The organism is Ramlibacter tataouinensis TTB310 (assembly GCF_000215705.1).
Lineage (GTDB): Bacteria > Pseudomonadota > Gammaproteobacteria > Burkholderiales > Burkholderiaceae_C > Ramlibacter > Ramlibacter tataouinensis.
This window is the reverse complement of sequence record NC_015677.1, coordinates 158824-184227: the sequence shown is the minus strand read 5'-3', so window position 1 is coordinate 184227 and position 25404 is coordinate 158824. Positions and strand designations below refer to the sequence as shown.

Genomic DNA, 25404 nt, shown 5'->3' with positions numbered 1-25404 from the left:
CGCTGCGCAGGGCACCCCAACCACCGAATCCTGCGGTGCGCGCGTGGCATGCCGCCCTGCCAGCCGCTCGGAGCGGGTTGGCGGCGCGGGGCGTCCGCCGCAGCGAAGTAAAGGAGGAGGAATGGGCGAAGCCCATTCCGGGGGACATGAGCGGAGGCGGGCGCCCCGTGACGCCGACCCGCGGAGCGCCACAAACAACCGCGACAGGAGCCGACACATGGGAACCCTAGCCCTCGCCGCCAAGATCACCCACGTGCCGTCGATGTACCTGAGCGAGCAACCCGGCCCGAACTTCGGCTGCCGCGCCGCCGCCATCGAGGGCCACCGCGAGATCGACCGCCGCTGCCGCCAGCTCGGCGTGGACACCATCGTGGTGTTCGACGTGCACTGGCAGGTCAACAGCGAGTACCACATCAACTGCGGACCGAAGTTCGAGGGGGTGTACACCAGCAACGAGCTGCCGCACTTCATCAAGAACATGCCCTTCGCCTACCCGGGCAACCCCAAGCTGGGGCACCTGATCGCGGACATGGCCAACGAGATGGGCGTGAAGAGCCGGGCCCACTCCGACACCACGCTGGAGCTGGAGTACGGCACGCTGGTGCCGATGCGCTACATGAACGGCGACCGGCACTACCAGGTGATCAGCGTCAGCGGCTGGTGCGACTGGCACGACCTTCACGAGTCCGGCCGCTTCGGCCTGGCGGTGCGCCGCGCCATCGAGGAGCGGTACGAGGGCACGGTCGCGGTGTTCGCCAGCGGGTCCCTCTCGCACCACTTCGCCGACAACGGCCACGCGCCGGAGTTCATGCACAAGGTCTACGACCCCTTCCTGGAACAGGTCGACCGCCGCGTCGTGGCGCTCTGGGAAGCCGGCGACTGGAAGACCTTCGTCGGCATGCTGCCCATGTACGCCGACAAGTGCTGGGGCGAGGGCGACATGCACGACACCGCCATGCTGCTGGGCCTGCTGGGCTGGGACCGCTACCAGGCGCCGGTGGAGGTGGTCACGCCCTACTTCGGCAGCTCGGGCACGGGGCAGATCAACGCCATCTTCCCCGTGACGCCTCTGCCGGCCTGAGCACCGCCATGCCGCACCTGGTCATCCTCTACACGCCCAACCTCGAGGCCGAGACCGACATGACGGCGCTGTGCCGCGCGCTGGCCGACACCATGCTCGCGGTGCGCGACGAGGAAGGCCGCCAGGTCTTCCCCACCGGCGGCATCCGGGTGCTGGCCTACCCGGCGGCGCACCATGCGGTGGCCGACGGCAAGGCCGACTACGCCTTCGCCTACCTGAACCTGCGCATGGGCGCCGGGCGCTCCGACGCCACCCGGGAGCAGGCCGGCGATGCGCTGCTGGCGCGAGCCCGGGACCACTTCGCCCCGCTGCTCGAGCGCCGCCCGCTGGGCCTGACCCTGCAGATCGACGAAAGCCCCGGCCAGGTCTACGACGGCAAGTTCGGCAACCTGCACCCGCTATTCAACAAGGCCTGACGCATGCTCCCGCAAGACCTCATCGCCCAGCTCGCGGCCGAACTGCACCGCAGCGAGCAATCGCGCACGCAGGTCGAGCATTTCTCCAAGCGCTTTCCCGGCATGACCATCGAGGACGGCTACGCCATCTCGCGCGCCTGGATGCAGCTCAAGCGCGCCGAGGGCCGCACCGTGCGCGGCCACAAGATCGGCCTGACCTCGCGCGCCATGCAGCAGGCCAGCCAGATCGACGAGCCCGATTACGGCACCCTGCTGGACGACATGTTCTTCGAGCCCGGCGCCCTCCCCACCCGGCGCTTCATCGCACCCCGGGTCGAGGTCGAGCTGGCCTTCGTGCTCAAGCACCGGCTGCAGGGCGACCGCGTCACGGTGGACGACGTGCTGGCCGCCACCGACCACGTGCGGCCGGCCGTCGAGATCATCGATGCGCGCATCGAGCAGTTCGACCGCCACAGCAAGGCCATGCGCAAGGTGCAGGACACCATCAGCGACAACGCGGCCAATGCCGGCATCGTGCTGGGCGGCCGCCCGGTGCATCCGCACGAGGTCGACCTGCCCTGGTGCGGCGCCATCCTGCGGTGCAACGGCGTGGTCGAGGAGACCGGCCTGGCCGCCGGCGTGCAGGGCCATCCAGCCATCGGCGTGGCCTGGCTGGCGATGAAGCTGGCGCCCTGGGGCGAGTGCCTGGAAGCCGGCGAGGTGGTGCTGGCCGGCTCCTTCACCCGGCCCGTCGCCGCCCGGCAGGGCGACCGCTTCGAGGCCGACTACGGCCCGCTGGGCCGCTTCGCGTTCCATTTCGCGTAAAAAGGCGCCATGCGCACCCCCATCAACCCCTTCAAGCAGGCCCTGGCCGAGAAGCGTCCGCAGATCGGCCTGTGGCTGGGCCTGGCCGACACCGTGGCGGCCGAGATCTGCGCCGGCGCCGGCTTCGACTGGCTGCTGATCGACGGCGAGCACGCGCCGAACGACCTGCGCAGCATCCTGCGGCAGGCCCAGGCCATCGCCGGCTATCCCGGCACGCATGCCATCGCCCGCGTGCCCATGGGCCACGGCAACGCCGGCCAGCAGCTGATCAAGCAGTACCTGGACCTGGGCGTGCAGACCCTGCTGGTGCCCATGGTGGACACCCCGGCCCAGGCGGCCGAGGTGGTGCGCAGCCTGCGCTACCCGCCGCTGGGCGTGCGCGGCATGGGCGGCGCGCGCGCCTCGCGCTGGGGCCGCTACACCGCCTACCCCCAGGAGGCCAACGACCAGGTCTGCCTGCTGGTGCAGGCCGAATCCCGCCTGGCGCTGGACGAGCTGGACGCGATCGCCGCCGTCGACGGCGTGGACGGCGTGTTCATCGGCCCGGCCGACCTGTCGGCCTCGCTGGGCCATGTGGGCAACCCCGGCCACCCCGAGGTGCAGGCCGCCATCGAGGACGCGATCCAGCGCATCACCCGGGCCGGCAAGGCGGCCGGCATCCTCACGCCCGACGAGGCCCTGGCGCGGCACTACCTGCAGCTGGGCGCCACCTTCGTCGCGGTGGGGCTGGACACCAACCTGCTGGCGCGCGGCACCAGCGCCCTGGCGGCGCGGTTCAAGTCGGCGGCCGCGCCGCAGGCTGCGGCCGGCGGCCAGACCTACTGAGGCGCGATGAGCCCAGCCAAGCCGCCGCGCAGGTTCCGCTCGGCCACGATCCACGAGGGGCTGATCCGCTCCAACACGCGCAGCTTCCTGCGCGCGCTGGGCCAGGACGACGAGGACATCGCCCGGCCGCACATCGGCGTGTTCCACACCGGCGGCGAGATGAGCCCGTGCAACATGAACCTGCGCGAGCAGGCCCAGCACGCCAAGACCGGCATCTATGCCGCCGGCGGCATGCCGCACGAATGCCCGGTGGTCTCGGTGTCCGACGGCCTGTCGATGGCGCACTCGGGCATGCGCTTCTCGCTGATCTCGCGCGAGCTGATCGCCGACAGCGTGGAGGCCTCCACCCGCGCCCACCAGTGGGACGGCATCTTCGCCATCGGCGCCTGCGACAAGAACCTGCCGGGCCTGATGATGGGCATGGTGCGCTGCAACGTGCCGGCCATCTTCCTGCACGGCGGGGCCGCGCTGCCGGGCCGGATGGACGGCCGCGACATCAACGTGGTGCACGGCTACGAGGCCATCGGCCAGGTGCTCGCCGGCCAGGCCACGGTGGCCGAGCTGGAGGCGGTCAGCCACGCCTGCCTGCCCACCGCCGGCGCCTGCGCCGGCCAGTTCACCGCCAACACCATGGGCATGGTGTCCGAGGCCCTGGGCCTGGCGCCGCTGGGCTCGTCCATGGTGCCGGCCGTGTTCAGCGAGCGGGCGCCGCTGATGCGCCGCGCCGCGCGCACGCTGATGGCCGCGGTAATGGGCGAGGCCCCGCTGCCGCGCGACATCGTCACCCGCCAGGCGCTGGAGAACGCCTGCGCCGTGGTCTCGGCCACCGGCGGCTCGACCAACGCGGCGCTGCACCTGCCGGCCATCGCGCACGAGGCCGGCATCCGGTTCCACCTGGATGACGTGGCCGAGGTGTTCGCCCGCACGCCGCTGATAGCCGACCTCAGCCCCGGCGGGCGCTTCCATGCGCGCGACGTGTACGACGCCGGCGGCACGGCCGTGATCCTGGCCGAGCTGCTGCGCGGCGGCTTCCTGCAGGGCGACGCGCTCACGGTGACCGGCCGCACGCTGGGAGAGGAGCTGGAGGGCGCGCCCGCACCCGACGGCCAGGTGGTGCGCCGGATAGCGGATGCCCGCTCGCGCGACGGCGGCGTGGCGGTGCTCAAGGGCAACCTGTGCCCGGACGGCGCCCTGCTCAAGACCGCGGGCCTGGCCACCCTGGTGCACCGTGGGCCGGCCCGCGTGTTCGAGTGCGAGGAGGAAGCCCAGGCCGCCGTGCAGAACCGGCGCTACCAGGCCGGCGAGGTGCTGGTGATCCGCAACGAGGGCCCGCGCGGCAGCCCGGGCATGCGCGAGATGCTGGGCCTCACGGCGCTGCTGTACGGCCAGGGCATGGGCGACCAGGTGGCCCTGCTGACCGACGGCCGCTTCTCCGGCGCCACGCGCGGCCTGTGCATCGGCTATGCCGGTCCCGAGGCCGCCGCCGGCGGGCCGATCGCCGCGCTGCGCGACGGCGACCTCATCGCCATCGACGCCCGGCCGCAGGCGCGCAGCATCACGGTGGAACTGGGCGGTGCCGAGATCGCCGCCCGCCTGGCCGCGCGGCCCGAGCGCCCGGCGCCGCGCGGCGGCCTGCTGGAGAAGTACGCCGCCACAGTGCGTCCCAGCCACCAGGGCGCGGTCACGCACTCCGGCGGCGTGGTGTGACTGCGCGACGAGTCCTGATTCCATGGTGCACGACGACAAAGCGCTGCACACCCCGGTGCTGATCGCCGGCGGCGGGCCGGTGGGCCTGGCGCTGGCGGCGCTGCTGGCGCGCCTGGGCGTGCGCTCGCGCGTGATCGAGCAGGACGGCGGCTACTGCAGCGGCAGCCGCGCCATCTGCCTGTCGCGCCGCTCGCTGGAGATCCTGGGCTGGGCCGGCGCAGCCGAGGCGGTGCAGGCCAAGGGCCTGGGCTGGACGCGCGGGCGCAGCCATTTCCGCGAGCGCGAGGTGCTGGCCTTCGACATGCCGCACGCCCCGGGCGACCGCTTCGCGCCCATGACCAACATCCAGCAGTTCTACGTGGAGGAGTACCTGCACCGCGCCATGGCCGCGTGGCCCGGCATGGCCGAGGTGCACTGGGCGACTGCCGTGGAAGCGGTGGATGCGCAGCCGCAGGGCGTTGCCGTGCAGTGCCGCACGCCCGAGGGCACGCAGCGTTTCACCGCCGACTGGCTGGTGGCCTGCGACGGCGGCCGCAGCACGGTGCGCGAGCAGCTGGGCCTGGCCCTGGAAGGCACGACCTACGAAGGCCGCTACGTCATCGTCGACATCCGGCAGAAGTCGGTCCGGCCGACCGAGCGCCTGGCCTGGTTCGACCCGCCGTCCAACCCGGGCTCCACCGTGCTGATGCACCGCCAGCCCGACGACGTGTGGCGCATCGACTACCAGCTGCGCGAGGACGAGGACCCGCAGGCCGCCGTGCTGCCGCAGAACGTGCTTCCGCGGGTGCGCGCTCACCTGGAATGGATGGGCGAGCGCGAGCCCTGGGAGCCGCTGTGGATCTCCATCTACAACGCCAAGTGCCTGAGCCTGGCGCGCTACCGGCACGGCCGCGTGCTGTTCGCCGGCGACGCGGCGCACCTGGTGCCCATCTTCGGCGTGCGCGGGCTGAACTCGGGCCTGGACGACGCCGGCAACCTGGCCTGGAAGCTGGCGGCGGCGGTGGGCGGCAGCGCCGCCGACGCGCTGCTGGACACCTACGATACCGAGCGCCGCGCCGCCGCGCTGCTGAACATCGAGTTCGGCAGCCGCAGCACCGAGTTCATGGCGCCGCCGCACCGCGGCTTCGCGCTGATGCGCGAGGCGGTGCTGCGCCTGGCCGCGGCCGAGCCGGCCATCCGCCATTTGATCAACCCGCGCCAGAGCGCGCCCGTGCCCTACCCCGCCACCCGGCTGACCGGGACGGATGAAGGCTTGCCGCACGACCAGGGCGCGCCCGGGCGCGTGGCGCCGGAGGCGCGCGCCTGGCTGCAGGGACGGCAGCGCCACCTGACCGAACTGTTCGGTGCCGGCTGGGTGCTGCTGGGCTTCGGCCCGCTGCCCGCCGTGGAAGGCGTGCAAGCCGTGGCGCTCGACCCGCACGACGGCCGCAACGGCGAGGCACTGGAGCGCTACGGCGCGTGCCCCGGCAGCGCCTGGCTGGTGCGGCCCGACGGCTACGTTGCCGCGCGCTGGCGGGAAGCGCCCGGCGCGGCGGCGCTGCAGGCGTGCCTGCGCAGGATGTCCTACCATGCCCACCACTGACCTGGATGCCGTCTACACCGCGCTGGCGCAGGCCGTGCAGGCCGCGGGCCCGCGCAGCGAGCTGTTCCTCGCGATGCTGAGCCTGCGGCTGGTGGCCCGGCTGCAGGACGCGCCCGTTGCGATGGACGCGATCCGGCAGACAATCGACGAGCTGGCGGCGCATGGCGACATCGCCACGCCGGCGACAGCGACCTCTCTTCCCGACAACCCTTAGGAGACATGACATGAGCTTGCAACGCCGCCACCTGCTGCACACCGCGGGCGCCGCCACCCTGCTGGCCAGCCTGGGCCAGCGCGCCTGGGCCCAGGCCGGGCAGATCGAGACCGCCCGCATCATCACCGGCTTCGCCGCCGGCGGCACCTCCGACACCATCTGCCGCCGCGTCGCGCAGAAGCTCCAGGGCGACTACGCCCGGGCCGCCGTGGTGGAGAACCGGACCGGCGCCGGCGGCCAGATCGCCGTGCAGACCGTCAAGGCCGCCGCGCCCGACGGCCAGACCATCCTGCAGACGCCCACCTCCATCCTCACCATCTACCCGCACATCTACAAGAAGCTGCAGTACGAGCCGCTGGTGGACCTGACGCCGGTGACCCTGGGCTGCGTGTTCGACTTCGGCTTCGCGGTCGGCCCGGCCGTGCCGGCCGAGGTCAAGACCGTGCCGCAGTTCCTGGCCTGGGCCAAGGCCAACCCCCTGGGCGCCAACTTCGGCTCGCCGGCGGCCGGTTCCACGCCGCACTTCATCGGCGCGCTGCTGGGCAAGAACGCCGGCGTGGAGCTCAAGCACGCGGCCTACCGCGGCACCCAGCCGGCCATGCTGGACCTGCTGGGCGGCCAGATCTCGGCCGTCTCCGGCCCGATCGGCGACATCACCCAGCACCTGCCCACGGGCAAGGTCCGCATCCTGGGTGTCTCGGGCGCCAAGCGCAACCGCTTCGCGCCCGACGTGCCCACCTACGAGGAGCAGGGCATCAAGAACGCCACCCACAGCGAGTGGTTCGCCTTCTTCCTGCCGGCCAAGGCCGCGCCCGACCTGGTGAACCGCCTGAACGCGTCGATGAAGAACGCGCTGGCGCAGAAGGACGTGATCGATGGCCTGAACGGCTTCGGCCTGGAAGCCCAGTCGTCCACGCCCGCCGAGCTGGCCGACCTGGTCAAGCGCGACACCGCCAAGTGGGCGCCCATCGTCAAGCAGGTCGGCTTCACGGCTGAAAACTGACGCTCAGGAGCTGTACCCGTGAATGCCGTGCTCAAACCCGTCATGCACCCCGACGAATGGCAGGCGCGGGTGCAGCTGGCCGCTTGCTACCGCGTCTTCGACCTGCTGGGCTGGACGGAGATGATCTACAACCACATCACGCTGCGCCTGCCGGACAGCGTGACCGGCGGCGCCAAGCAGTTCCTGATCAACCCCTTCGGCCTGCACTACAGCGAGGTCACGGCCAGCAACCTGCTCAAGATCGACCTGCAGGGCAACAAGCTGGAGGACAGCCCCTGGCCGGTCAACCCGGCCGGCTTCACCGTGCACTCGGCCATCCACGAGCACGTCCCCGACGCCCACTGCGTGATGCACACCCACACCACCTCCGGGCTGGCGGTGGCCTGCAGCCAGGGCGGGCTCGCGCAAAACAACTTCTACTCGGCGCAGCTGCACGACCAGGTGGCCTACCACGACTTCGAGGGCATCACCATCCACGCCGACGAGGCGCCACGGCTGCTGCAAGCCATAGCGGACAAGCCGCTGGTGATCCTGCGCAACCACGGGCTGCTGGCCTGGGGCGCGACACTGCCGCTGACGCTGGTGCGGCTGTGGACGCTGCAGCGCGCCTGCGACATCCAGGTGGCGCAGGCCGCGCTGGGCCCGGCCATCGCCGTGCCGGAGGCGGTGGCGCGCAAGACCACCCAGGACGCGCTGCAGTTCGACGCCCAGTTCGGCGCCGGCCAGGACGTGTTCGATGCCCTGGTGCGCCGGATCGACCGGATCGATCCCGGCTACAAGAACTAAAGCCCCGCGCGGCATGAAGGTCTGCATCTACGGGGCCGGCGCCATCGGCGGCTGGGTGGGGCTGAAGCTGGCGCGCGCCGGCGCGCAGGTGAGCGTGGTGGCGCGCGGCGCCACGCTGGACGCGCTGCAGCTGCACGGGCTGCGGCTGCAGGAGGGCAGTCAGGTGCTGACGGCGCCGGTGCGCTCGGCCGAGCAGCCGGCCGAGCTGGGCGTGCAGGACCTGGTGGTGGTGGCGGTGAAGGCGCCGGCCATGGCCCAGGTCGCCCAGGCCATCGGCCCGCTGCTGGGGCCTGCCACGGTCGTGCTCACCGCCATGAACGGCGTGCCCTGGTGGTTCTTCGAAGGGTTCGGCGGGGCCTACGCCGGCACGCGGCTGAAGTCGGTGGACCCCGACGGGGCCATCGCGCGCGCCGTTCCCGCCCACCACGTCATCGGCTGCGTGGTGCACGCCAGCTGCTCGCTGCGCGGGCCCGGGTTCGTGCAGCACCATTTCGGCAACAAGCTGATCATCGGCGAGCCTTCCGGCCGCCAGACCGAGCGGGTGCAGGCGCTGGCGGCGCTGCTGCAGCAGGCCGGGCACGAGGCGGCGCTGTCCGAGCAGATCCAGAAGGACGCCTGGTACAAGCTGTGGGGCAACATGACGGTGAACCCGGTCAGCGCGATCACCGGCGCCACCACCGACCTGATCCTGGGCGACGGGCTGGTGCGCGACTTCATCTCGCGCGTGATGCTGGAAGCGCGCGAGATCGGCGCGCGCATCGACATCCCGATCGCCCAGCAGCCTGAAGACCGGCACCAGGTCACGCGCAAGCTGGGCGCGTTCAAGACTTCGATGCTGCAGGACGTGGAGGCCGGCAAGCCGGTGGAGCTGGATGCGCTGGTGACCGTGGTCCGGGAGCTGGGCGAGCTGACCGGGGTGGCTACCCCGTTCACCGATGCGCTGCTGGGCCTGTCGCGCCTGCATGCCCGGGTGCGCGGCTTGTATTGACTGTCCTGCGCAATGGCTCCAGAATGGAACCGCTCTTCCATTTTGGAGCCAATCATGCCCAACTTGTCCATCAAAGATGTTCCTGAAGCCTGGGCCGAAGCCTTGCGCCAGCGTGCGGCCCGCAACCACCGCTCACTGCAGGGCGAACTGATGGCTCTGGTCGAGCAGGCCGTCCACGGTGCGCAAGCCGGGCCGCAGGCACCGGGTTCCAGCTCTGAGGTGCGCGTGGATGACCCGGATCCTGGTCGTCCTCGCATCGTCGGCTATGACAAGCGTGGCTGGCCCATCGTCCGGCAAGGGTGGAAGACACCCGAACAGGTCATCGCCGAGCTGCGCCAGAAGTACCCCCATCCGGTGAGCGGACAGCTCCTGGGCCGCGACATCATTCGCGAAGACCGCGACAGCCGGTGAGCGCGCCGCGGCTGCACCTGGCGGAGCCACCGCCGCAGTACCTGGTCCGTCCGCCCTTGGTGGCGGATTGCAGCCTGGTGGCCGGCACCCTCTTCAGTGAGCCCTGGCAGGAACAGGCTGACCTGCAGCTCATGGGGCGTGAGCTCCACGCTCCGTTCCTGCTGCAGTGCGAGATCGCGAACGTGGCCCTGAAGAAGACCCGGCAGGGGTCCGCCGACCTGGTCGCGGAAGGCTTGCAACGGCTGCGGGAGATGGCCATCCGCTTCCACCGCATCGAGGAGGCTGCCACGGTCGACCTTGCCCAGCGCTACCGGCTCTCCGCCTACGACGCCGCCTACCTCTGGCTGGCCGCCGACCTCAAGTGCCCCCTGGCCACCTTCGACGACCGGCTGGCCGAGGCGGCCCGGGTCCACCTGGCCAGCCTGGAATGAGGCACCGCACGTTGTGACCACCGCCGCCGCCCCCGCACGCGCCCTGTCCGGCGCCGCCTTCGCCACCCTGCTGCTGATCGCCCTGATGATGGGCGCCAACCACGTCGCGGCGCGCATCGCCTTCAACCACGGCGCCGACGTGGCCACGGCCGTGGTGTTCCGCAGCCTGGTCACGGCCAGCGTGATCGTGCTGATCCTGGCCCTGCAGAAGGTGCGGCCGCGCTTCACGGCGCGCCACCGGCGCATGCTGCCGGCCATCGGCCTGCTGGTGGGCGTCCAGAGCCTGTGCCTGTACTCCGCGGTGGCCCGCCTGCCGGTGGCGCTGGCGCTGCTGGCGTTCAACACCTACCCGCTGTGGACGGCGCTGTGGGCCTGGCTGGTCTACCGGCAGCGGCCCGAGCGCTCCCTGGTGATCGCCATGCCCGTCATCCTGGCCGGGCTGGCGCTGGCGCTGGACGTGCTGGGCGCCGCCTCGGGCCTGGGCGCGGGCGGCCAGTGGGCGCGCATCGGCGCCGGCGTGGGCTTCGCGCTGGCGGCGGCCGCCACCTTCGGCCTGGCGCTGGTGGTCACGCAGCACGAGGCCGCCGACATCCATGGCGCGGTGCGCACCGCCACCACCATGGCGATGGCGGGGCTGGTCGCGCTGGTGATGGTGGCGGGCCAGGGCGGCTTCCACCTGCCGCAGGCGGCGGCCGGCTGGGGCGGGCTGCTGGCCCTCACCTTCCTCTACGGCACGGCCTTCACCATCATGTTCACCGTGCTGCCCCGGCTGGGCGTGGTGGGCAACTCGGCCATCATGAACGTGGAGCCGGTGTTCGCCCTGGTGCTGGCCTGGGCGGTGCTGGGCCAGGCCATCGCGCCGGTGCAGGTGGCGGGCGCGCTGGTGGTGGTGGGCGCCGTGATGTGGCTGGGCATGCGCAAGCGCTAGCGGCCAAAAGGCCCACGGCGCGGCCTCCGGGCGGGGGCGGCCGGGTAGTTGGCCGGAGTGAACGTGCGACGCTGGCGCAGCAGTTCCTCACCATCGATTCTCTCGGCCAGTTGCGCGATATCGCCCGGGGTAACACCACAGGAAGCAAAGTGCTCCCGCCAGGTGTCCACCACCCGGATGACCTGATCCACGTGGGCGGCGGCTTGTGGCGGCGTCAAACCGAACGACTGGCACCGAGACATCGCATTCTCGAGCGTTGAATCCCTCCCCATGTCTCCACAGATGAACTCCTGGAAGCCCTGGCCTGAGTTCGACGGCAGCACGTCATACGCTGGCGCGAGCCGGAATCGTCCATTGCTCCACGGCGAGACGACAAGGATCGAATGGTTCTTCTCGTGATCGTCGGTGTTGTCGACCAGGATGTTGAAAACCATGCGCCGGAAGAGTTCTGCTGCGTCCTGGGCGTTGGCATTGCCCTCAGCCACGCCTGCACGGCGCAGCAATAGGGCGAGAGCCGGGTAGCCCATCTCCGGCTCTTGACCAGCGGGCGCCGCGGCACGCAGGGCAGTTGCAGCCGAGAGACTGTGTATCCGCTGCTCGCCGGCGCGATCGAAGCGCCGCACTGCGACGGCGTTCTGCCCAAGAAGCGGGAGCACTTGGGTTTCTGCAACTCGAATGCCAGCTCTCGAGGCAAGCGTCATGGTTGCGTGCTCGACCAGCGGCGAGTCGACCGGCTCCCCGTTGAAGAATTTCACCACCCACTGCTCGCTACCGATCTCAATGAGGGCCTTGGGCTTTGCGCCACCGAGGCTGCCGCCGGCTGTGAGCACCCGGCGTTCAACGTCCGAAATCGGCTCGGCCGCCGCCACCTTGGCGACGACATCGCTCAGCTCCTGCGCCTGCTCGAGCCGCGGCAATGGACCGCCTTGGCGAGGAAGGTATTCGGTTGTGGAGGTGGACACACCCAGCGCACCGAAGCGGTCGTCCCCTGCGAAGTAGAGATACTCCATGAGCGACAGTCGCTTGGGCCGGTCGATGTACTGGATGACGCGCTCACCCCAGCGATCTGGCCGGGCATCGTCCACTGCGCCTGCGGCGACCGCGGCTCCGGCGGCGAGTCGGCCGCGCGGTCGGTGCTCCATGTCGACCAGCGGCAGGTCCTCGCTCAGCGCAAATCCGTTCCGCAGCCAGTCGATGCCGTACTGAAGCGACACGCCCTTGCCGGCCTCCACCAGTCGCAGGACGCCCACATGTCTCGGGTCTTTGGGGTTTCCGAGGAACCACAAATAGAGGAGGTCGAACTTCATTGTTCGCCACCTTCCTTGTCCCGGCGGTTCATGCGAGCTTCTGCAGACGCCTGCGCCCGCTGCTTGCCAAGCGCGATAGCCTGCCGGACGTCCTTGTCCAGCGCACCCTGGTCGTGCTCTGGCGCGGCCAGTTGGCTGAGCTCTGCATCGCGACCGATCAGCCAAAGGGCGGTAGCCAATATGCCAATCCCGACACCTGGGTCTCCGGCCTCGAGCCGTAGCAGCGTGGGTACGGTGACCCCCAGTCGCTGAGACCAGGTTTTCAGCGATTCGTGCCGCCGCAGCCGGGCAACGGCCAGGTCAGCGCCCAGCTTCTCAAGGGCGGCCATCGTCGAAGGCGGCATCTGCGCAATGGCTCTGGAGGTCTTAGGCATCAAATAGACTATAGCAAAATACGGTTTAACGATAAATTCTATTTTATTTCATGTCTCATGCAATGACTCGTCAGCTTGGAAAGCGTCGTTCGGGCCATAGGCACCCTCCGGACGCACAATGCTGGCCAGCAACACCAACCTCCCGCATGAGCACCCCCGACATCGCCCCCATCCAGACCAGGCCCGCCGGCAGCGTTTCCGAGCCGGCCATCGTCACCTTCGCCGTCAACGACCCCAAGGTGCTGCTCGCCCTGGCCGAGCACCCGGAAGGCCCGGCGCGCACCCACTTCCTGGTCACGGCCCTCAAGGTGGGCGTGCTGTCGCTCAAGGCCGCCCGCGGCACGCTGGACTCCGACACCGTCCGCCGCGAGGGCGACCGGCTGATGGAGCAGCTCGGCGAGCGCCTGAACGCCTGGCGGGGCAAGTTCGAGGAGCGCGTCACCGGCTCCCTGTCCCACTACTTCGACCCCAAGCAGGGCCTGTTCGTCGAGCGGGTCGACCGGCTGACCAAGGCCGACGGCGAGCTGGCCACCGTCGTGCGCCAGCAGGTCAAGGACGCCGAGCAGAGCCTGTCCAGGGTGTTCGACCAGTTCATCGGCGAGAACAGCCAGCTGCTCAAGGCGCTGGACCCCAGCGGCGACAACCAGCTGATCGCCAACCTGCAGCGCACCCTGGACGGCGTGGTGCAGGCCCAGAACGCCTCCATCCTCCACCAGTTCTCGCTGGACAACAAGGAGGGCGCGCTGGTGCGGTTCCTCTCCGAGCTCGCCGCCAAGCACGGCGACCTCAACCAGGCGCTGTCGGCCAACATGCAGGCCGTCGTGGCCGAGTTCAGCCTGGACAAGGAGGACTCGGCCCTCTCGCGCCTGGTCCACCGGGTGGAAACCGCCCAGCGCAGCCTGACCTCCGAGCTGTCGCTGGACAACGAGAACTCCGCGCTCAAGCGGATGTACAAGATGTTCCAGGAGCACCAGGCCACCATGCTGGAGAACCAGCGCCAGCTGGCCGCCACGCTGGACGCCGCCGTGCAGGCGCTGCAGGCGCGCAGGCAGGAGGCCGCCAGGGGCACGCGCCACGGCGTGGAGTTCGAGCAGGCGCTGGGCCAGCACCTGCGGTCCCTGGCGGCCGCCGCCGGCGACGTGGTCGAGGACACGGGCAGCACCACGGGCCTGATCGATCGCTGCAAGGTCGGCGACCACGTCATCACCATCGGGCCGGAGAAGGTGGCCGCCGGCGCCCGCATCGTGGTGGAGGCCAAGGAAAGCGCCTCCTGCGACCTGGCCAGGACGCTGGAGGAGGCCGACCTCGCCCGGCGCAACCGCGGCGCGGGGGTAGGCGTCTTCGTGCATTCGACCAAGACCGCCCCTGCCGGCATCCCGGCGTTCGCGCGCTACGGCCACGACCTGGTGGTGCAGTGGGACGCCGAGAGCGAAAGCGGTGACGTCTGGCTGCAGGCCGCCCTGATGGTGGCCACGGCCCTGTCGGTCCGGGCGGCCAGCCACGGCAAGCAGGACGCGGCGAGCTTCGCCAAGATCGACAAGGCGATCGAGCGCCTGGCCCGGCACGCCGAAGACTTCACCGAGATCGACACCTGCGCCAACACGGCGCGCAATGCCGCCGAGAAGATCCTCAAGCGCGCCGCGCTGATGCGGCAGGGTCTTTCGGACCAGGTGGAGGTGATCGCCGGCGAGTTCCTGAAGCTGAAGGACCGGGCCGCCGACCGGGAGTGACGCGGCCCGGGCCTCACACGGCGTCCTCGATGGCCTCCAGCGTGATCTGCAGCGCCTGCCGCAGCGGCTCCAGCAGCTTCGAATCGATCGTCGGGACGCCGGCCGCCGACGCCTCCACCTTGCCCGTCACCGCCGACAGGTGGTCGGCGCCCATGGTGGCGGCGCGGCTCTTGAGCGTGTGGAACAGGCGCAGCGCGTCCTGGTGCGGCATCGACCGCGGCAGCGCGGGCAGGTCGCGCTCCAGCTGGCGCAGGTGCTCCCGGAACATCGGCATCATGCGGGCGAACAGCTTTTCCTCGCCTCCCAGGTAGGCCAGTGCCTTGCCGCGGTCCCAGATGCCGGGGTCCGAAGCGGGCCTGCCTCTCGGGCCGGTCGCCGGCACCTCGGCGCGGTGGCGGGTGTGCTGCAGCAGTTCGGCGACCAGGTCGTCGATGAGGAAAGGCTTGGCGACATAGCCGTCCATGCCGGCCTGGCGGCAGGCCTGGCGATCACTGTCCATCGCGTTCGCCGTCATGGCCACGATGGGCAGCGCGCCCCCCGCCGGACCGCGGCGGATCTCCCGGGTGGCCTCCAGGCCATCCATCACCGGCATCTGCACGTCCATCAGGGCCACGTGGAAGCCGCCCGGCGCGGCCGCCACCATGTCCACCGCCTCGCGGCCATGCACGGCCACGCTCACCGTGGCGCCTTCGCGCTCCAGGAGCTCGCAGGCGACCTGCTGGTTGTTGTGGTTGTCCTCCACCAGCAGGATCCGCAGCCCGGCCAGCGGCTTGTCCGCGCCCTGCGGATCGGCCTGAGGTGCCTGCGTTCTGCCGCGCGCTTTGACGACGGCCTGCGCCAGCATCGCACCCGTCACCGGCTTGACGAGGAATCCGTCCAGCAGCGCCTGCTCGTCGTTGCTGCGCTGGCTGAGCATTTCGCGACCGTAGGCGGTGATCATCACGAGCAAGGGGGCGCCATGGGTCTGGGGCGCGGCGCGGATGCGCCGGCTCATCTCCCACCCGTCCATGCCGGGCATGCGCCAGTCCAGGAAGATCGCGTCGTAGGGCGGCTCCTGCGGCCGCACCGACTCCAGCAGCGCCAGAGCCTCCTGCCCGTTGCCGGCGGTGTCGACCTGCCAGCCCTGGCCTTGCGCCGCCGTGGACAGCAGCGCGCGCGCCGCCTCGTTGTCGTCCACGATCAGCACGCGGCGCACCCTGGACACGCCGTCCGCGGCAGGCAGCTGCGGCAGCAGGTCCTGGGCGATGGGGAGCTCGAGCCGCATGGAGAACCGGCTTCCGCGGCCGGGTTCGCTCTCCAGCCTGAGCTCCGAACCCATCAGCGCGGCTAGGCGCCGGCAGATGCTCAGGCCCAGGCCCGTGCCGCCGAACTCGCGGCTGGTGGACGCCTTGGCCTGGCTGAAGTCGGCGAACAATCGCTTCTGGTCGCCGGGCGCGATCCCGATCCCGGTGTCGCGCACCGCCAGCTCCAGCGTGGCGAAGCCGCCGCCCTGGCCCAGCAGGCGCAGTTCGACCACCACCTCGCCCTGCTGCGTGAACTTGATCGCGTTGCCGCCCAGGTTGATCAGGATCTGGCGCAGCCGCATGTCGTCGCCCACCAGGATCGCGGGTACCGCCGGGTCGATGTCGAACAGCACGTCGAGTTCCTTGCGCCCCACGTTGGCGGACAGGATGAAGGCCAGGTCCTGCATCAGCTCCTCGACGGCGAAGGCGCGCGCGTCCAGCGTCATCTTGCCGGCCTCGATCTTGGCCAGGTCGAGGATGTCGTTCAGCAGGCTCAGCAAGGAGCGGGCAGCACTGTCGGACTTGTCGACGTAGTCGCGCTGGCGCGTGTTGAGCTCGGTCCCGCGCAGCAGGGTGAGCATGCCCAGCACCGCGTTCATCGGCGTGCGCAGCTCGTGGCTCATGCTGGAGAGGAAGCGTGTCTTGGACTGGCTGGCCTCCAGCGCCGCGTCGCGGGCCTGGCGCAGCTCGCTCACGTCGAGGGCCAGGACGAAGAACCCCTGCACATCCCCCTCCCGCTGGTCGGGGATGTAGTGCACCAGCCGGGTGGTCACCTGGCCCGGCGCGCTGCCTTCCTGCAGCTCGAACTGCTGCTGCTCGCCGCGCAGCACCGCGTCGATCCGCGGAGCCACTATCTCGTACGTCGCCTCGCCCACCAGCTCCGCGGACAGCTCCCGGCCGATCAGCTGGGAACGCTCCCGGCCCATCCACTCGCAGGTCACCCGGTTGGCAAACTGGCAGCGTCGCTCCCGGTTCCAGTAAGACACCCGCGCCGGGACGTTATCGGTGACCACGCGCATGAGGTGCTCGTTGGCCTCCTGGCGCTGCTCGGCCTGCTTGCGCAGGGTGATGTCCTGCGCGATCTCGATGAACCCCGTCAGCCGCCCCAGCCCGTCGCGCACCGGCTGCAGTTCCGCGTCCAGCCACAGCGCCCCGCCGTTCTTGTGGCGGTTCATCAGCTCCACCCTGCAGCCCTGTTCCAGCCCTGCGGCCTCGTGCTGCCGGGCGCGGGCATCCGGGTCGGCTTGCGGGTGGTGCAGCAATTCATCAACCGTCCTGCCCAGCGCCTCCTCGATGCCGAAGCCGGTGATCTGGGTGAACCCGCCGTTGATCCACTGGATGCGCAGCTGCGGGTCCAGGCCGGCCACCGCATGCGAGGTGTGCTCGACCACCCTGGCAAGCCGCTGCAGGTCGGCCGTCATCTCCCGGGCCATGGCCAGGGCGCGCACGCGCCCGTGCAGCAGCAGCCAGGTCAGCGACGCCAGCAGCACGCTGAGCAGCAGGCCGCCGACGCCGATGCCGATCCCCAGGGCCCTGCGCGTGCCCTGTTCCAGCTCCGGGGTGCCGGCCACGCGCAAGGTGAGCGCGCGGCCCGCGATGACGAAGCCGCGGTCGGTGATGTGTTCGCGGTGCCTGTAACCCAGGCGAGGCAGCAGCCCGTTCGGGTCCGCCTGGACCTCGCTGTCGTACAGCAGGCGCCCCGCGGCGGGCGCGCCGTCGTACAGCTGGAAGTCGACCTGCTGCTGCACGAACGCCTTCAGGTCGCCGAGCACCTCCGAGGCCATGAGCGGCGCGTAGAAATAACCGACCAGGTGCTCGCGGCGCCGCTGGGGCGGCACCGACGCCGCCGGACGGTCGAACACCGGCACGAGCATGATCCAGCCCGGCCCCTGGCGCCCGTCCTGCAGGAGCGTGACCATGCCACTCAGGGTCGTATCGGCCTCGTCGGCGGCGCGGTGCGCCGCCTCGCGCCGGACCGCTTCGGCGCCGATGTCGTACCCCAGGGACCCACGGTTCGGCGCGACCGGCTCCATGTACTTGATCACCAGCAGGTCGTCCTGCTCGCCGGAGGTGGACACGCCGAACTCGTGGCCCAGCTCGCGCCGGGCCTTGCTGACGAACTCGCCCAGCCGGGCGCGCGGCACCCGCTCGACGAAGCCGAAGCCGCGCAGGCCCGGAAACTCCCGTTCCAGGTCGCGCGCCTGGACATAGGCCTGGAAACTAGCGCGGTCGACGGAGCCGCTCATGCGGTAGCCGCCCTTGGCGCCCTTCAGGCCATGCTCCGCGTGGGTCACCCGGCTGGTGACTTCCGCCTGCAGCCGGTCCACGTGCGCGTTGAAGTACGCCTCGGCCTCGACGTCCACCACCTGCTCCTCGGTGAGGTACACGGCCACGGCCGTGACGGCCAGGCCGGCCAGCAGGACAGCCGCGGCGATGGTGGCCGCGCCGGCGGAACGGGTGAAACGCGAGAAATCCATGGAAAATCCGATCGACGAAGTCGCAGGCACAGGACCCGCGCGCCCGGATTACCGGGACTTGGACAACTTACGTCGTAGGTTGCCGATCCGATTCAGCGATAAGCGGCCGTGGACTACGCCTTTTTCGTACGCGGTGTCCGCGCAACCCCCTTGGCACGTGCGCCAGCCGGTGGCTGGCGCTACGACCGCGCGGTGAACACCAGCCGGTTGCCGAAGGGGTCGTGCAGCGCCATGTCGCGCCCCCAGGGCTGGTCCTGGACGGCGGGCCGGGCGAAGGAGACCTGCTGCGCGAGCAGGTGGGCCTGCAGGGCGTCGAGGTCCTCCACCCCGATGCGCAGCGCGCTGCCCGGCGTGGCGTCGCCGTGGTGCTCCGACAGGTGCAGCACGCAGGCCGCGCGCGAGACCTGCAGGTACAGCGGCAGGCCCGGCCCGAAGCGGTGCTCCCAGTCGACGCGAAAGCCCAGGAAGTCCACATAGAACTGGCGCGCCCTGGCCTCGTCGAAGATGCGCAGCAGGGGGACGGGCGGCCGCAGCGCGCCGCCGGGCGCCTGCGCCGGCTTGGGCCCGTCCTCGATCAGCCGCTTGCCCAGGCTCAGGGCCTCGTCCTCCAGGTAGCCCAGGTGCCGGTAGAAGGCGATCACCTCGCCGTTGGTGCTGCGCACCTGCAGGTTGAGCTTGGGGCAGCCCCGCTCGCGCAGGCGCGACTCGACCTCCTGCATCAGCTGCCGGCCGTGCCCCCGGCCGCGGCGGGACGGCGCCACGGCCAGGTAGTTGACCCAGCCGCGGTGGCCGTCCCAGCCGGCCATGGCGCTGGCCACCAGCTCTCCGTCCGCCTCGCCCACCAGGAACAGCTCGCGCTGCACGGCCAGCTTGCGGGCGATGTCCCGGGCGGGGTCGTTCCAGGGACGGGTGAGGCCGCAGGCCTGCCACAGGGCGATGACCGCCGCCTCGTCGGATTCGAGGAACGGGCGGACCTGCATCAGTCCACCGCGAACGGCACGCGCGGTGCGACGGCGCACATAAGCTCGTAGCCGACCGTGCCGGCGGCGCGCGCGACCTCGTCGATCGGCAGCACGGCGCCATTGGCCGCACGGCCCCACAGCGTGGCCTCGCTGCCGAAGCCGGCCTGGGGCACGGGCGTGAGGTCCACCGTCACCATGTCCATGCTGACGCGGCCCACCAGCCGGGTGCGCACGCCGTCCACCAGCACCGGCGTGCCGGTGGGGCCATGGCGCGGATAGCCGTCGGCATAGCCGCAGGCCACCACGCCGATGCGCAGCGGCGCCTCGGCCGTGAAGCTGGAGCCGTAGCCCACCGTGTCGCCGGGCCGCAGCTGCTGCACCGCGATCAGGCGGCTGGCCAGCGTCATGGTGGGCTGCAGCCCCCAGTGCGCGATGTCGTGCTCCGGGAAGTCGGGCGCGCTGCCGTACACCGCGATGCCGGGCCGCACCCAGTCGGCGCGCACCGCCGCCTCCTGGCCGAAGCGCAGGGCCGCGGCGCTGTTGCCCAGGGTGCGCTCGCCCGGCAGGTCGCGCGTGGTCTCGGCGAACACCCGCGCCTGGTGCCCGATGCCGCGCGCCGTGTCGGCATCGCTGAAGTGCGTCATCAGCGTGATCTCGTCGACCTGCGGCAGGGCGTCCAGGCGGGCCCAGGCGGCGCGGTACCGGTGCGGCGCGAAGCCCAGCCGGTTCATGCCGGAGTTCATCTTGAGGAACACGCGGTGCGGCAGCTGCGTCTTGTGCGCGGCCAGCATGTCGATCTGCTCGTCGCAGTGCACCGTATGCCACAGCGAAAGGCGCGAGCACAGCTCCAGGTCGCGCGGCTCGAACACGCCTTCCAGCAGCAGGATGGGGCCGCGCCAGCCCAGGGCGCGCACGCGCTCGGCCTCCTGCAGGTCCAGCAGCGCGAAGCCGTCGGCGCCGCGCAGCCCCTCGAAGGCCCGCTCGATGCCGTGGCCGTAGGCGTTGGCCTTGACAACGCCCCAGGCCCGCGCGTCCGGCGCGGCCCGGCGCATGCGGGCGAGGTTGTGGCGCAGGGACTCGGTGTGGATGGTGGCCTGGATGGGACGGGGCATGGGGTAGTCGCGGGGGTGGCGAGGCGATTTTGGCATTACCCCGCGTGATATAACCCGGCGTCGTTTTGGAGACATGACCCGATTCGCCGCGCATCAGGCCGCCTGACGCGCGGCCGCCCACGAATGAAGCGCGGCTTTTACACCATCATGTCGGCGCAGTTCTTCTCGTCGCTGGCCGACAACGCGTTGTTCGTGGCCGCGGTGGAACTGCTCCGTTCCGGCGGCGCCGCCGAATGGCAGCGGGCGGCGCTGGTGCCGATGTTCGCCCTGTTCTACGTGATCCTGGCGCCCTTCGTCGGCGCCTTCGCCGACGCCCTGCCCAAGGGCCGCGTCATGTTCGTCAGCAACGCCATCAAGGTGGTGGGCTGCCTGATGATGCTGTTCGGCGCGCACCCGCTGCTGGCGTACGCCGTGGTGGGCCTGGGCGCGGCGGCCTACTCGCCAGCCAAGTACGGCATCCTCACCGAGCTGCTGCCGGCCTCGCAGCTGGTCAAGGCCAACGGCTGGATCGAGGGCCTGACCATCGCCTCCATCATCCTGGGCATCCTGCTGGGCGGCCAGCTGGTGGGCCAGGCCATCGCCGGCCGCATGCTGGGGCTGGACTTCCCGTTCCTGGACACCGGCATCGACACCGCGCCCGAGGCGGCCATCTTCCTGCTGATCTTCGTCTACGCCATCGCGGCCTGGTTCAACACGCGCATCCCGCACACCGGCGTGGAGATGCGGGCCATGCCGGGCAACCTGCTGCAGCTGGTGCCCGATTTCTGGACCTGCAACGCCCGCCTGTGGCGCGACAAGCTGGGGCAGATCTCGCTGGCCACCACCACGCTGTTCTGGGGCGTGTCGGGCAACCTGCGCTACATCATCCTGGCCTGGAGCGCCGCCGCCCTGGGCTACAGCACCACCCAGGCTTCCGCGCTGTCGGGCGTGGTGGCGCTGGGCACCGCGGTGGGCGCCATCGTCGCCTCCATGCGGATGAGCCTGGACCGGGCCACCAGCGTGATGCCGCTGGGCATCGCCATGGGCCTGCTGGTGGTCCTCATGAACTTCATCGACAACGTCTGGCTGGCGGCGCCCTTCCTGATCCTGCTGGGCGGGCTGGGCGGCTTCCTGGTGGTGCCGATGAACGCGCTGCTGCAGCACCGCGGCCACAACCTGATGGGTGCGGGCCGCTCCATCGCCGTGCAGAACTTCAACGAGCAGGCCTGCATCCTGGGACTGGGCGCGTTCTACAGCCTGTCCACCGGCATCGGCATGTCGGCCTTCGGCGCGATCACCGCCTTCGGCGTCCTGGTGGCCGGCGTGATGTGGCTGATCCAGCGCTGGCACGCACGCAACCTGGTGCGCCACAAGGACGAGGTGGACCACCTGCTGGCGATCGCGCGTCACGACAAGGCGCATGGCTAGGCCCGCGCCCGCCCGCAACGCACCCGCCACGCCCGAGCCCGCCGTCCTGTTCCCGGTCCTGGCGCTGGTGTTCAACGCCTTCGTCTGGGGCGTGGCCTGGTGGCCGTTGCGCGAACTGCACGCGCGCGGCGTGCACCCGCTGTGGGGCACGGCCGCGGTGTTCCTGCTGGCCCTGGCCTGCGTGCTGGCGACGCAGCGCGGCGCCTGGCGTCCCCTGGGGCGCCAGCCACTGCTGTGGCTGCTGGCCGTCGCCACCGGCATGACCAACCTGGGATTCAACTGGGCGGTGACCGTCGGCGACGTGGTGCGCGTGGTGCTGCTGTTCTACCTGATGCCGGCCTGGTCGGTGCTGCTGGCCTGGGCGCTGCTGGGCGAGCGGCCCACCGCGGCCTCGCTGCTGCGGCTGGGCCTGGCACTGGCGGGGGTGGCGGTGGTGCTGCACCCGGGCGACGGCGGCTGGCCCTGGCCGCGCGGCCTGGCCGACGGCCTGGCGCTGCTGGGCGGCTTCAGTTTCGCGCTGACCAACATCCTGCTGCGCCGGCTGCGCGAGGTGCCGGCGCCGGCCCGGGTGGTCGCCATGTTCGGCGGCGGCGCGGCCACGGCGCTGGCCGCCTCGCTGCTCGGCACGGCGCAGGGCCTGCTGGCGGCGCCGGCCGTGGGGCCCGCGGCCGCCGTGCTGGTGGCGGCCCTGGCGGCCGGCTTCCTGTGCAGCAACGTCGCCCTGCAGTACGGCGCGGCGCGGCTGCCCGCGCACACCACGGCACTGGTCATGCTGTCGGAAGTGGTGTTCGCCAGCCTCAGCTCGATCGCCCTGGGCGCGGCCGAGCCGGGCTGGCGCACGGGGGCCGGCGGCGCGCTGATCCTAGCCGCCGCGGCCTGGTCGGCCTGGCCCACCGGGCGCGCGCCGGCCCGGGCCGGCGCACAATCGGCTCCATGACTGCCGTCTACGAATTCCAGGCCCGCCGCATCGACGGCCAGACCGTGCCGCTGGACCAGTACCGCGGCCGGGTGCTGCTGATCGTCAACACGGCCAGCGCCTGCGGCTTCACGCCGCAGTTCGCCGGGCTGGAGCAGCTGCACCAGACCTACGGCCCGCGCGGCCTGGTGGTGCTGGGTTTCCCCAGCAACCAGTTTGGCGCGCAGGACCCGGGCAGCAACGAGGAGATCGCCAGCTTCTGCCAGCTCAATTACGGCGTCAGCTTCCCCATGATGGCCAAGATCGACGTCAACGGCGGCAACGCGGACCCGCTGTACCGGTGGCTGACCCGGGAGGCGCCCGGCCTGCTGGGCAGCCAGGCCATCAAGTGGAACTTCACCAAGTTCCTGGTGGGCAAGGACGGGCGGGTGATCCGCCGCTATGCGCCCCTGGACAAGCCGGAAAAGCTGTCCGGCGACATCGAGGCGGCGCTGGCCGCCTGAGGCTTCAGGCCGAACAGCGGCCGCAGCCACCGCGATCGCCGGATCACGGCCGTGGCGGCCCAGCAGCCTGCCACGGTGCCGGCCAGCAGCAGCAGCGGCTCGGCGATGGGCCCCAGCCGCCAGGGCGCCAGCTGCACGGCCAGCAGGATGATCAGCGTCTGGTGCAGCACGTACCAGGGATAGACCGATTCGCTGGCCCAGGCCAGCCAGGGCCGGGGGCGATCGAGCGCGTGGCAGGCCCAGCCCAGGATGGCCAGCAGCATGGCCCAGGCATACAGGTCGCCCGCCAGGCGCGGCAGCAGGCGCAGCGGCCCTGCCGGCCGCATCCCCGCCCGCAGGGCCAGGTACAGGACCAGCAGCGCCAGCGCCAGGCCCAGCGAGGTCCGGCGCAGGCGCCGCGCCTCGGCCCAGAAGCCGGCATCCAGTCCGATCCACCAGCCGTACAGGAACAGGGTGAAGTACACGGCATGCAGCCACAGGTCGCCGACCAGGTCGCGCGTGGGCGGGAAGTGGGGGAACAGCAGCAGCGACCAGGCCAGCAGCGGCAGCGCCGGCAGCAGCAGCAGGCGCACGCCGCGCGAGCCGGTGAAGGCGGCACGCAGCCGCCGGCCGGCGGCCGATCGCAGCCAGGGACCGGCGGCCAGCACCAGGGCGGTGTAGAGCCACAGGTAGGGCAGGAACCACAGGTGGTTCCAGGTGATGCCCACGTGCGCGCCGTCGAACGCCCCCGCGGGCCAGGGGCCGCCGCTGAAGTAGCGCAGCAGGAAGGCTCCGAACCCGGGCGCCACCAGCCCCTTGGCCACGCCCTGGGCATAGGCCTGGTAGGGCACGACGGCCGCCATGCCGAAGGCCAGCGGCAGCAGCAGGCGCCAGCTGCGCTCGCGCAGCAGCGCGGCGGCGCCCGGCTGCCGGCGCTGCAGCAGGGCCAGGGACACGCCGGAGACCAGGAACACCAGGTCCATGCGCCACAGGTTGAGCGCGCGCATGGGCCACTGCAGCCAGCCGGCGGCATGCGCGCTCTTGAGGTGCCAGTCCCAGCCGGCCACGTAGTACATGCCCAGGTGGTAGAGGATGACCCCGCCGAAGGCGAGGGCGCGCAAGGCATCGATGTCGTGGCGGCGGGGCATGGCTGCTCCAGGTGGTGAAGGCACCCATGCTCCCCGGCGGCGCGCCCCGCGCGCCGGCAAAGGGACCAGCGGAGGCCATCCTGGGACGAGCGGCCGCCTGCGCGGGATGGCCAGGCGCTGCGCGGCCCTAGACTTGGCGCCATGTCCGCCCCGGCAGCCCCGTCCTGGATCGCAGGCCTGCGGCCGTGGCGCCGCCCGGCCGAGATCGGCTTCTGGGTGGCGGTGCTGTCGGTGCAGCTTTCATTCAACAGCATCACCCATTGGATGGACCTGCGCAGCGTGGGCCGGCCGGTCCCGTTCTGGCACCCGCTGCTGCTGGAGCTGACCAGCGCCCTGGCCATCGGCCTGCTGATCCCGGCGGTGCTGGCGTTCGAGCGCCGCTTCCCGCTGCGCTGGGACACCCTGCGCCGGCACCTGCCCTGGCACCTGGCGGCCACGGTCGCGTTCAGCGCGGCCCACGTGCTGATGATGATGGGTGCCCGCCGGCTGGTCTTCGGCCTGCTCGGCATCGCCTACGGGCCGCCCAGCTGGCTGCGCGCCTTCGGCTACGAATACCTGAAGGACGTGCGCACCTACGTGCTGATCCTGGCCGCGGTGCTGGCCTGGCGCCTGCTGCTGCTGCGGCTGCAAGGCGAGGCCCGGGTGCTGGACGCGCCCGAGTCCCCGGCCGATGCGCCGGTGGCGGCGGGGCCGGCCGCGCGGCCGGAGCGCTTCCTGGTGCGCAAGCTGCGCAAGGAATTCCTGATCGCCGTTGCCGACATCGAGTGGGTGCAGGCCCAGGCCAACTACGTGGGCCTGCACGTGAACGGCCACGATTACCTGCTGCGCTCCACGCTGGCGGAATTCCTGCAGCAGCTAGACCCGGCCCGGTTCGTGCGCGTGCACCGCAGCTACGTGGTCAACCTGGACCGCATCGCCGAGATCGAGCCGCTGGACGGCGGCGATGCGCGGCTGCGCATGAAGGACGGCAGCCAGGTGCCGTGCAGCCGGCGCTACCGCGCGGCGCTGGGGACGGCGGCGGCGTCCTGAG

At 71.2% G+C, this 25404-nt stretch carries 24 protein-coding genes and 1 pseudogene; 18 read left to right on the top strand and 7 right to left on the bottom strand.

The genetic code is table 11. The features are described from left to right. Positions 1-217: 217 nt before the first annotated feature. Genes hpaD through RTA_RS00815 form a run of 13 tightly spaced genes read left to right on the top strand, consistent with a single transcriptional unit; the run spans position 218 to position 11176 of the window. A complete protein-coding gene (gene hpaD / locus RTA_RS00875; protein WP_013899476.1) occupies positions 218-1081 on the top strand; it encodes a 3,4-dihydroxyphenylacetate 2,3-dioxygenase in 864 nt (287 codons plus the stop codon). A gap of 8 nt (positions 1082-1089) precedes the next feature. Then, the gene (locus RTA_RS00870; RefSeq protein WP_013899475.1) at positions 1090-1497 is read left to right on the top strand and encodes a 5-carboxymethyl-2-hydroxymuconate Delta-isomerase; all 408 of its coding nucleotides are present in this window, start codon (positions 1090-1092) and stop codon (positions 1495-1497) included. A gap of 3 nt (positions 1498-1500) precedes the next feature. Then, a complete protein-coding gene (hpaH, locus tag RTA_RS00865) occupies positions 1501-2301 on the top strand; it encodes a 2-oxo-hept-4-ene-1,7-dioate hydratase (protein WP_013899474.1) in 801 nt (266 codons plus the stop codon). 9 nt (positions 2302-2310) lie between these two features. Beyond that, on the top strand, positions 2311-3126 hold the full coding sequence (locus RTA_RS00860) for an aldolase/citrate lyase family protein (RefSeq protein ID WP_013899473.1): 816 nt from the start codon (positions 2311-2313) through the stop codon (positions 3124-3126). Positions 3127-3132: 6 nt separating this feature from the next. Then, on the top strand, positions 3133-4833 hold the full coding sequence (ilvD, locus tag RTA_RS00855) for a dihydroxy-acid dehydratase (protein WP_013899472.1): 1701 nt from the start codon (positions 3133-3135) through the stop codon (positions 4831-4833). A 22-nt stretch (positions 4834-4855) separates the two neighbouring features. Next, a complete protein-coding gene (locus RTA_RS00850) occupies positions 4856-6415 on the top strand; it encodes an FAD-dependent monooxygenase (protein WP_013899471.1) in 1560 nt (519 codons plus the stop codon). Further along, positions 6402-6629 (top strand): hypothetical protein, encoded by a 228-nt coding sequence (locus RTA_RS00845; RefSeq protein WP_013899470.1) that lies wholly within the window; start codon positions 6402-6404, stop codon positions 6627-6629. The genes RTA_RS00850 and RTA_RS00845 overlap by 14 nt, the downstream gene beginning before the upstream one ends. Before the next feature lie 10 nt (positions 6630-6639). Then, the gene (locus tag RTA_RS00840; protein ID WP_013899469.1) at positions 6640-7632 is read left to right on the top strand and encodes a Bug family tripartite tricarboxylate transporter substrate binding protein; all 993 of its coding nucleotides are present in this window, start codon (positions 6640-6642) and stop codon (positions 7630-7632) included. A gap of 42 nt (positions 7633-7674) precedes the next feature. Continuing rightward, complete coding sequence (locus RTA_RS00835) at positions 7675-8418, top strand: class II aldolase/adducin family protein (RefSeq protein ID WP_049871349.1); 744 nt, start codon at positions 7675-7677, stop codon at positions 8416-8418. Positions 8419-8431: 13 nt separating this feature from the next. Then, positions 8432-9406 carry a 2-dehydropantoate 2-reductase gene (locus RTA_RS00830; protein WP_013899467.1) on the top strand — a complete coding sequence of 325 codons (975 nt, stop codon included), beginning with the start codon at positions 8432-8434 and terminating at the stop codon, positions 9404-9406. 54 nt (positions 9407-9460) lie between these two features. Then, complete coding sequence (locus RTA_RS20515) at positions 9461-9817, top strand: FitA-like ribbon-helix-helix domain-containing protein (protein WP_013899466.1); 357 nt, start codon at positions 9461-9463, stop codon at positions 9815-9817. Next, positions 9814-10248 (top strand): type II toxin-antitoxin system VapC family toxin, encoded by a 435-nt coding sequence (locus RTA_RS19575; protein WP_049871193.1) that lies wholly within the window; start codon positions 9814-9816, stop codon positions 10246-10248. Before RTA_RS20515 ends, RTA_RS19575 begins: the two co-directional genes overlap by 4 nt. A 13-nt stretch (positions 10249-10261) precedes the next feature. Beyond that, the gene (locus RTA_RS00815) at positions 10262-11176 is read left to right on the top strand and encodes an EamA family transporter (RefSeq protein WP_013899464.1); all 915 of its coding nucleotides are present in this window, start codon (positions 10262-10264) and stop codon (positions 11174-11176) included. Here the strand turns inward: RTA_RS00815 and RTA_RS00810 are convergent. Together RTA_RS00810 and RTA_RS20020 are read right to left on the bottom strand one after the other, a co-directional pair. Continuing rightward, positions 11173-12483: a type II toxin-antitoxin system HipA family toxin gene (locus RTA_RS00810; protein ID WP_013899463.1), complete on the bottom strand. Its 1311-nt coding sequence runs from the start codon at positions 12481-12483 to the stop codon at positions 11173-11175. The two genes, RTA_RS00815 and RTA_RS00810, sit on opposite strands and share 4 nt — an antisense overlap. Further along, complete coding sequence (locus tag RTA_RS20020) at positions 12480-12857, bottom strand: XRE family transcriptional regulator (RefSeq protein ID WP_193384805.1); 378 nt, start codon at positions 12855-12857, stop codon at positions 12480-12482. The genes RTA_RS00810 and RTA_RS20020 overlap by 4 nt, the downstream gene beginning before the upstream one ends. A 146-nt stretch (positions 12858-13003) precedes the next feature. Between RTA_RS20020 and RTA_RS00800 the strand changes: the two genes are divergently transcribed. Then, positions 13004-14587: a hypothetical protein gene (locus RTA_RS00800; protein ID WP_013899461.1), complete on the top strand. Its 1584-nt coding sequence runs from the start codon at positions 13004-13006 to the stop codon at positions 14585-14587. A 13-nt stretch (positions 14588-14600) separates the two neighbouring features. On the opposite strand, the gene RTA_RS00795 is transcribed toward RTA_RS00800, so the two are convergent. The 4 genes and pseudogenes from RTA_RS00795 to alr form a co-directional block, all read right to left on the bottom strand. After that, positions 14601-18347 (bottom strand): CHASE domain-containing hybrid sensor histidine kinase/response regulator family protein, encoded by a 3747-nt coding sequence (locus RTA_RS00795; protein ID WP_041674930.1) that lies wholly within the window; start codon positions 18345-18347, stop codon positions 14601-14603. Positions 18348-18526: 179 nt separating this feature from the next. Then, a complete protein-coding gene (locus tag RTA_RS00790; protein WP_041675850.1) occupies positions 18527-18880 on the bottom strand; it encodes a glyoxalase superfamily protein in 354 nt (117 codons plus the stop codon). A 33-nt stretch (positions 18881-18913) separates the two neighbouring features. Further along, positions 18914-19327, bottom strand: a pseudogene (locus RTA_RS00785) (GNAT family acetyltransferase); the annotation flags it as partial. Beyond that, complete coding sequence (gene alr / locus RTA_RS00780; protein WP_041674929.1) at positions 19327-20421, bottom strand: alanine racemase; 1095 nt, start codon at positions 20419-20421, stop codon at positions 19327-19329. The pseudogene RTA_RS00785 and the gene alr, both read right to left, overlap by 1 nt. 123 nt (positions 20422-20544) lie before the next feature. Here alr and lplT point away from each other — a divergent pair, with 123 nt between their 5' ends. From lplT to RTA_RS00765, 3 genes are read left to right on the top strand one after another with little or no spacing between them, the layout of a single operon-like run. Further along, complete coding sequence (lplT, locus tag RTA_RS00775; protein ID WP_013899457.1) at positions 20545-21828, top strand: lysophospholipid transporter LplT; 1284 nt, start codon at positions 20545-20547, stop codon at positions 21826-21828. Beyond that, positions 21821-22765 carry an EamA family transporter gene (locus RTA_RS00770; protein ID WP_013899456.1) on the top strand — a complete coding sequence of 315 codons (945 nt, stop codon included), beginning with the start codon at positions 21821-21823 and terminating at the stop codon, positions 22763-22765. The genes lplT and RTA_RS00770 overlap by 8 nt, the downstream gene beginning before the upstream one ends. Further along, positions 22762-23247 carry a glutathione peroxidase gene (locus RTA_RS00765; protein WP_013899455.1) on the top strand — a complete coding sequence of 162 codons (486 nt, stop codon included), beginning with the start codon at positions 22762-22764 and terminating at the stop codon, positions 23245-23247. The genes RTA_RS00770 and RTA_RS00765 overlap by 4 nt, the downstream gene beginning before the upstream one ends. Here the strand turns inward: RTA_RS00765 and RTA_RS00760 are convergent. After that, a complete protein-coding gene (locus RTA_RS00760; protein ID WP_013899454.1) occupies positions 23184-24374 on the bottom strand; it encodes an acyltransferase family protein in 1191 nt (396 codons plus the stop codon). The genes RTA_RS00765 and RTA_RS00760 overlap by 64 nt on opposite strands. Before the next feature lie 141 nt (positions 24375-24515). On the opposite strand from RTA_RS00760, the gene RTA_RS00755 reads away from it, so the two are divergent. Beyond that, positions 24516-25403: a LytTR family DNA-binding domain-containing protein gene (locus RTA_RS00755; protein WP_049871192.1), complete on the top strand. Its 888-nt coding sequence runs from the start codon at positions 24516-24518 to the stop codon at positions 25401-25403. The last annotated feature ends 1 nt before the right edge of the window (position 25404 follow it).

What these genes read in the sequence shown, in the direction of transcription:
- hpaD (WP_013899476.1), top strand. Translation starts at nt 218, where the DNA reads ATGGGAACCCTAGCCCTCGCCGCCAAGATCACCCACGTGCCGTCGATG.
- RTA_RS00870 (WP_013899475.1), top strand. Translation starts at nt 1,090, where the DNA reads ATGCCGCACCTGGTCATCCTCTACACGCCCAACCTCGAGGCCGAGACC.
- hpaH (WP_013899474.1), top strand. Translation starts at nt 1,501, where the DNA reads ATGCTCCCGCAAGACCTCATCGCCCAGCTCGCGGCCGAACTGCACCGC.
- RTA_RS00860 (WP_013899473.1), top strand. Translation starts at nt 2,311, where the DNA reads ATGCGCACCCCCATCAACCCCTTCAAGCAGGCCCTGGCCGAGAAGCGT.
- ilvD (WP_013899472.1), top strand. Translation starts at nt 3,133, where the DNA reads ATGAGCCCAGCCAAGCCGCCGCGCAGGTTCCGCTCGGCCACGATCCAC.
- RTA_RS00850 (WP_013899471.1), top strand. Translation starts at nt 4,856, where the DNA reads ATGGTGCACGACGACAAAGCGCTGCACACCCCGGTGCTGATCGCCGGC.
- RTA_RS00845 (WP_013899470.1), top strand. Translation starts at nt 6,402, where the DNA reads ATGCCCACCACTGACCTGGATGCCGTCTACACCGCGCTGGCGCAGGCC.
- RTA_RS00840 (WP_013899469.1), top strand. Translation starts at nt 6,640, where the DNA reads ATGAGCTTGCAACGCCGCCACCTGCTGCACACCGCGGGCGCCGCCACC.
- RTA_RS00835 (WP_049871349.1), top strand. Translation starts at nt 7,675, where the DNA reads ATGCACCCCGACGAATGGCAGGCGCGGGTGCAGCTGGCCGCTTGCTAC.
- RTA_RS00830 (WP_013899467.1), top strand. Translation starts at nt 8,432, where the DNA reads ATGAAGGTCTGCATCTACGGGGCCGGCGCCATCGGCGGCTGGGTGGGG.
- RTA_RS20515 (WP_013899466.1), top strand. Translation starts at nt 9,461, where the DNA reads ATGCCCAACTTGTCCATCAAAGATGTTCCTGAAGCCTGGGCCGAAGCC.
- RTA_RS00810 (WP_013899463.1), bottom strand. Translation starts at nt 12,483, where the DNA reads ATGAAGTTCGACCTCCTCTATTTGTGGTTCCTCGGAAACCCCAAAGAC.
- RTA_RS20020 (WP_193384805.1), bottom strand. Translation starts at nt 12,857, where the DNA reads ATGCCTAAGACCTCCAGAGCCATTGCGCAGATGCCGCCTTCGACGATG.
- RTA_RS00800 (WP_013899461.1), top strand. Translation starts at nt 13,004, where the DNA reads ATGAGCACCCCCGACATCGCCCCCATCCAGACCAGGCCCGCCGGCAGC.
- RTA_RS00795 (WP_041674930.1), bottom strand. Translation starts at nt 18,347, where the DNA reads ATGGATTTCTCGCGTTTCACCCGTTCCGCCGGCGCGGCCACCATCGCC.
- alr (WP_041674929.1), bottom strand. Translation starts at nt 20,421, where the DNA reads ATGCCCCGTCCCATCCAGGCCACCATCCACACCGAGTCCCTGCGCCAC.
- lplT (WP_013899457.1), top strand. Translation starts at nt 20,545, where the DNA reads ATGAAGCGCGGCTTTTACACCATCATGTCGGCGCAGTTCTTCTCGTCG.
- RTA_RS00770 (WP_013899456.1), top strand. Translation starts at nt 21,821, where the DNA reads ATGGCTAGGCCCGCGCCCGCCCGCAACGCACCCGCCACGCCCGAGCCC.
- RTA_RS00765 (WP_013899455.1), top strand. Translation starts at nt 22,762, where the DNA reads ATGACTGCCGTCTACGAATTCCAGGCCCGCCGCATCGACGGCCAGACC.
- RTA_RS00760 (WP_013899454.1), bottom strand. Translation starts at nt 24,374, where the DNA reads ATGCCCCGCCGCCACGACATCGATGCCTTGCGCGCCCTCGCCTTCGGC.
- RTA_RS00755 (WP_049871192.1), top strand. Translation starts at nt 24,516, where the DNA reads ATGTCCGCCCCGGCAGCCCCGTCCTGGATCGCAGGCCTGCGGCCGTGG.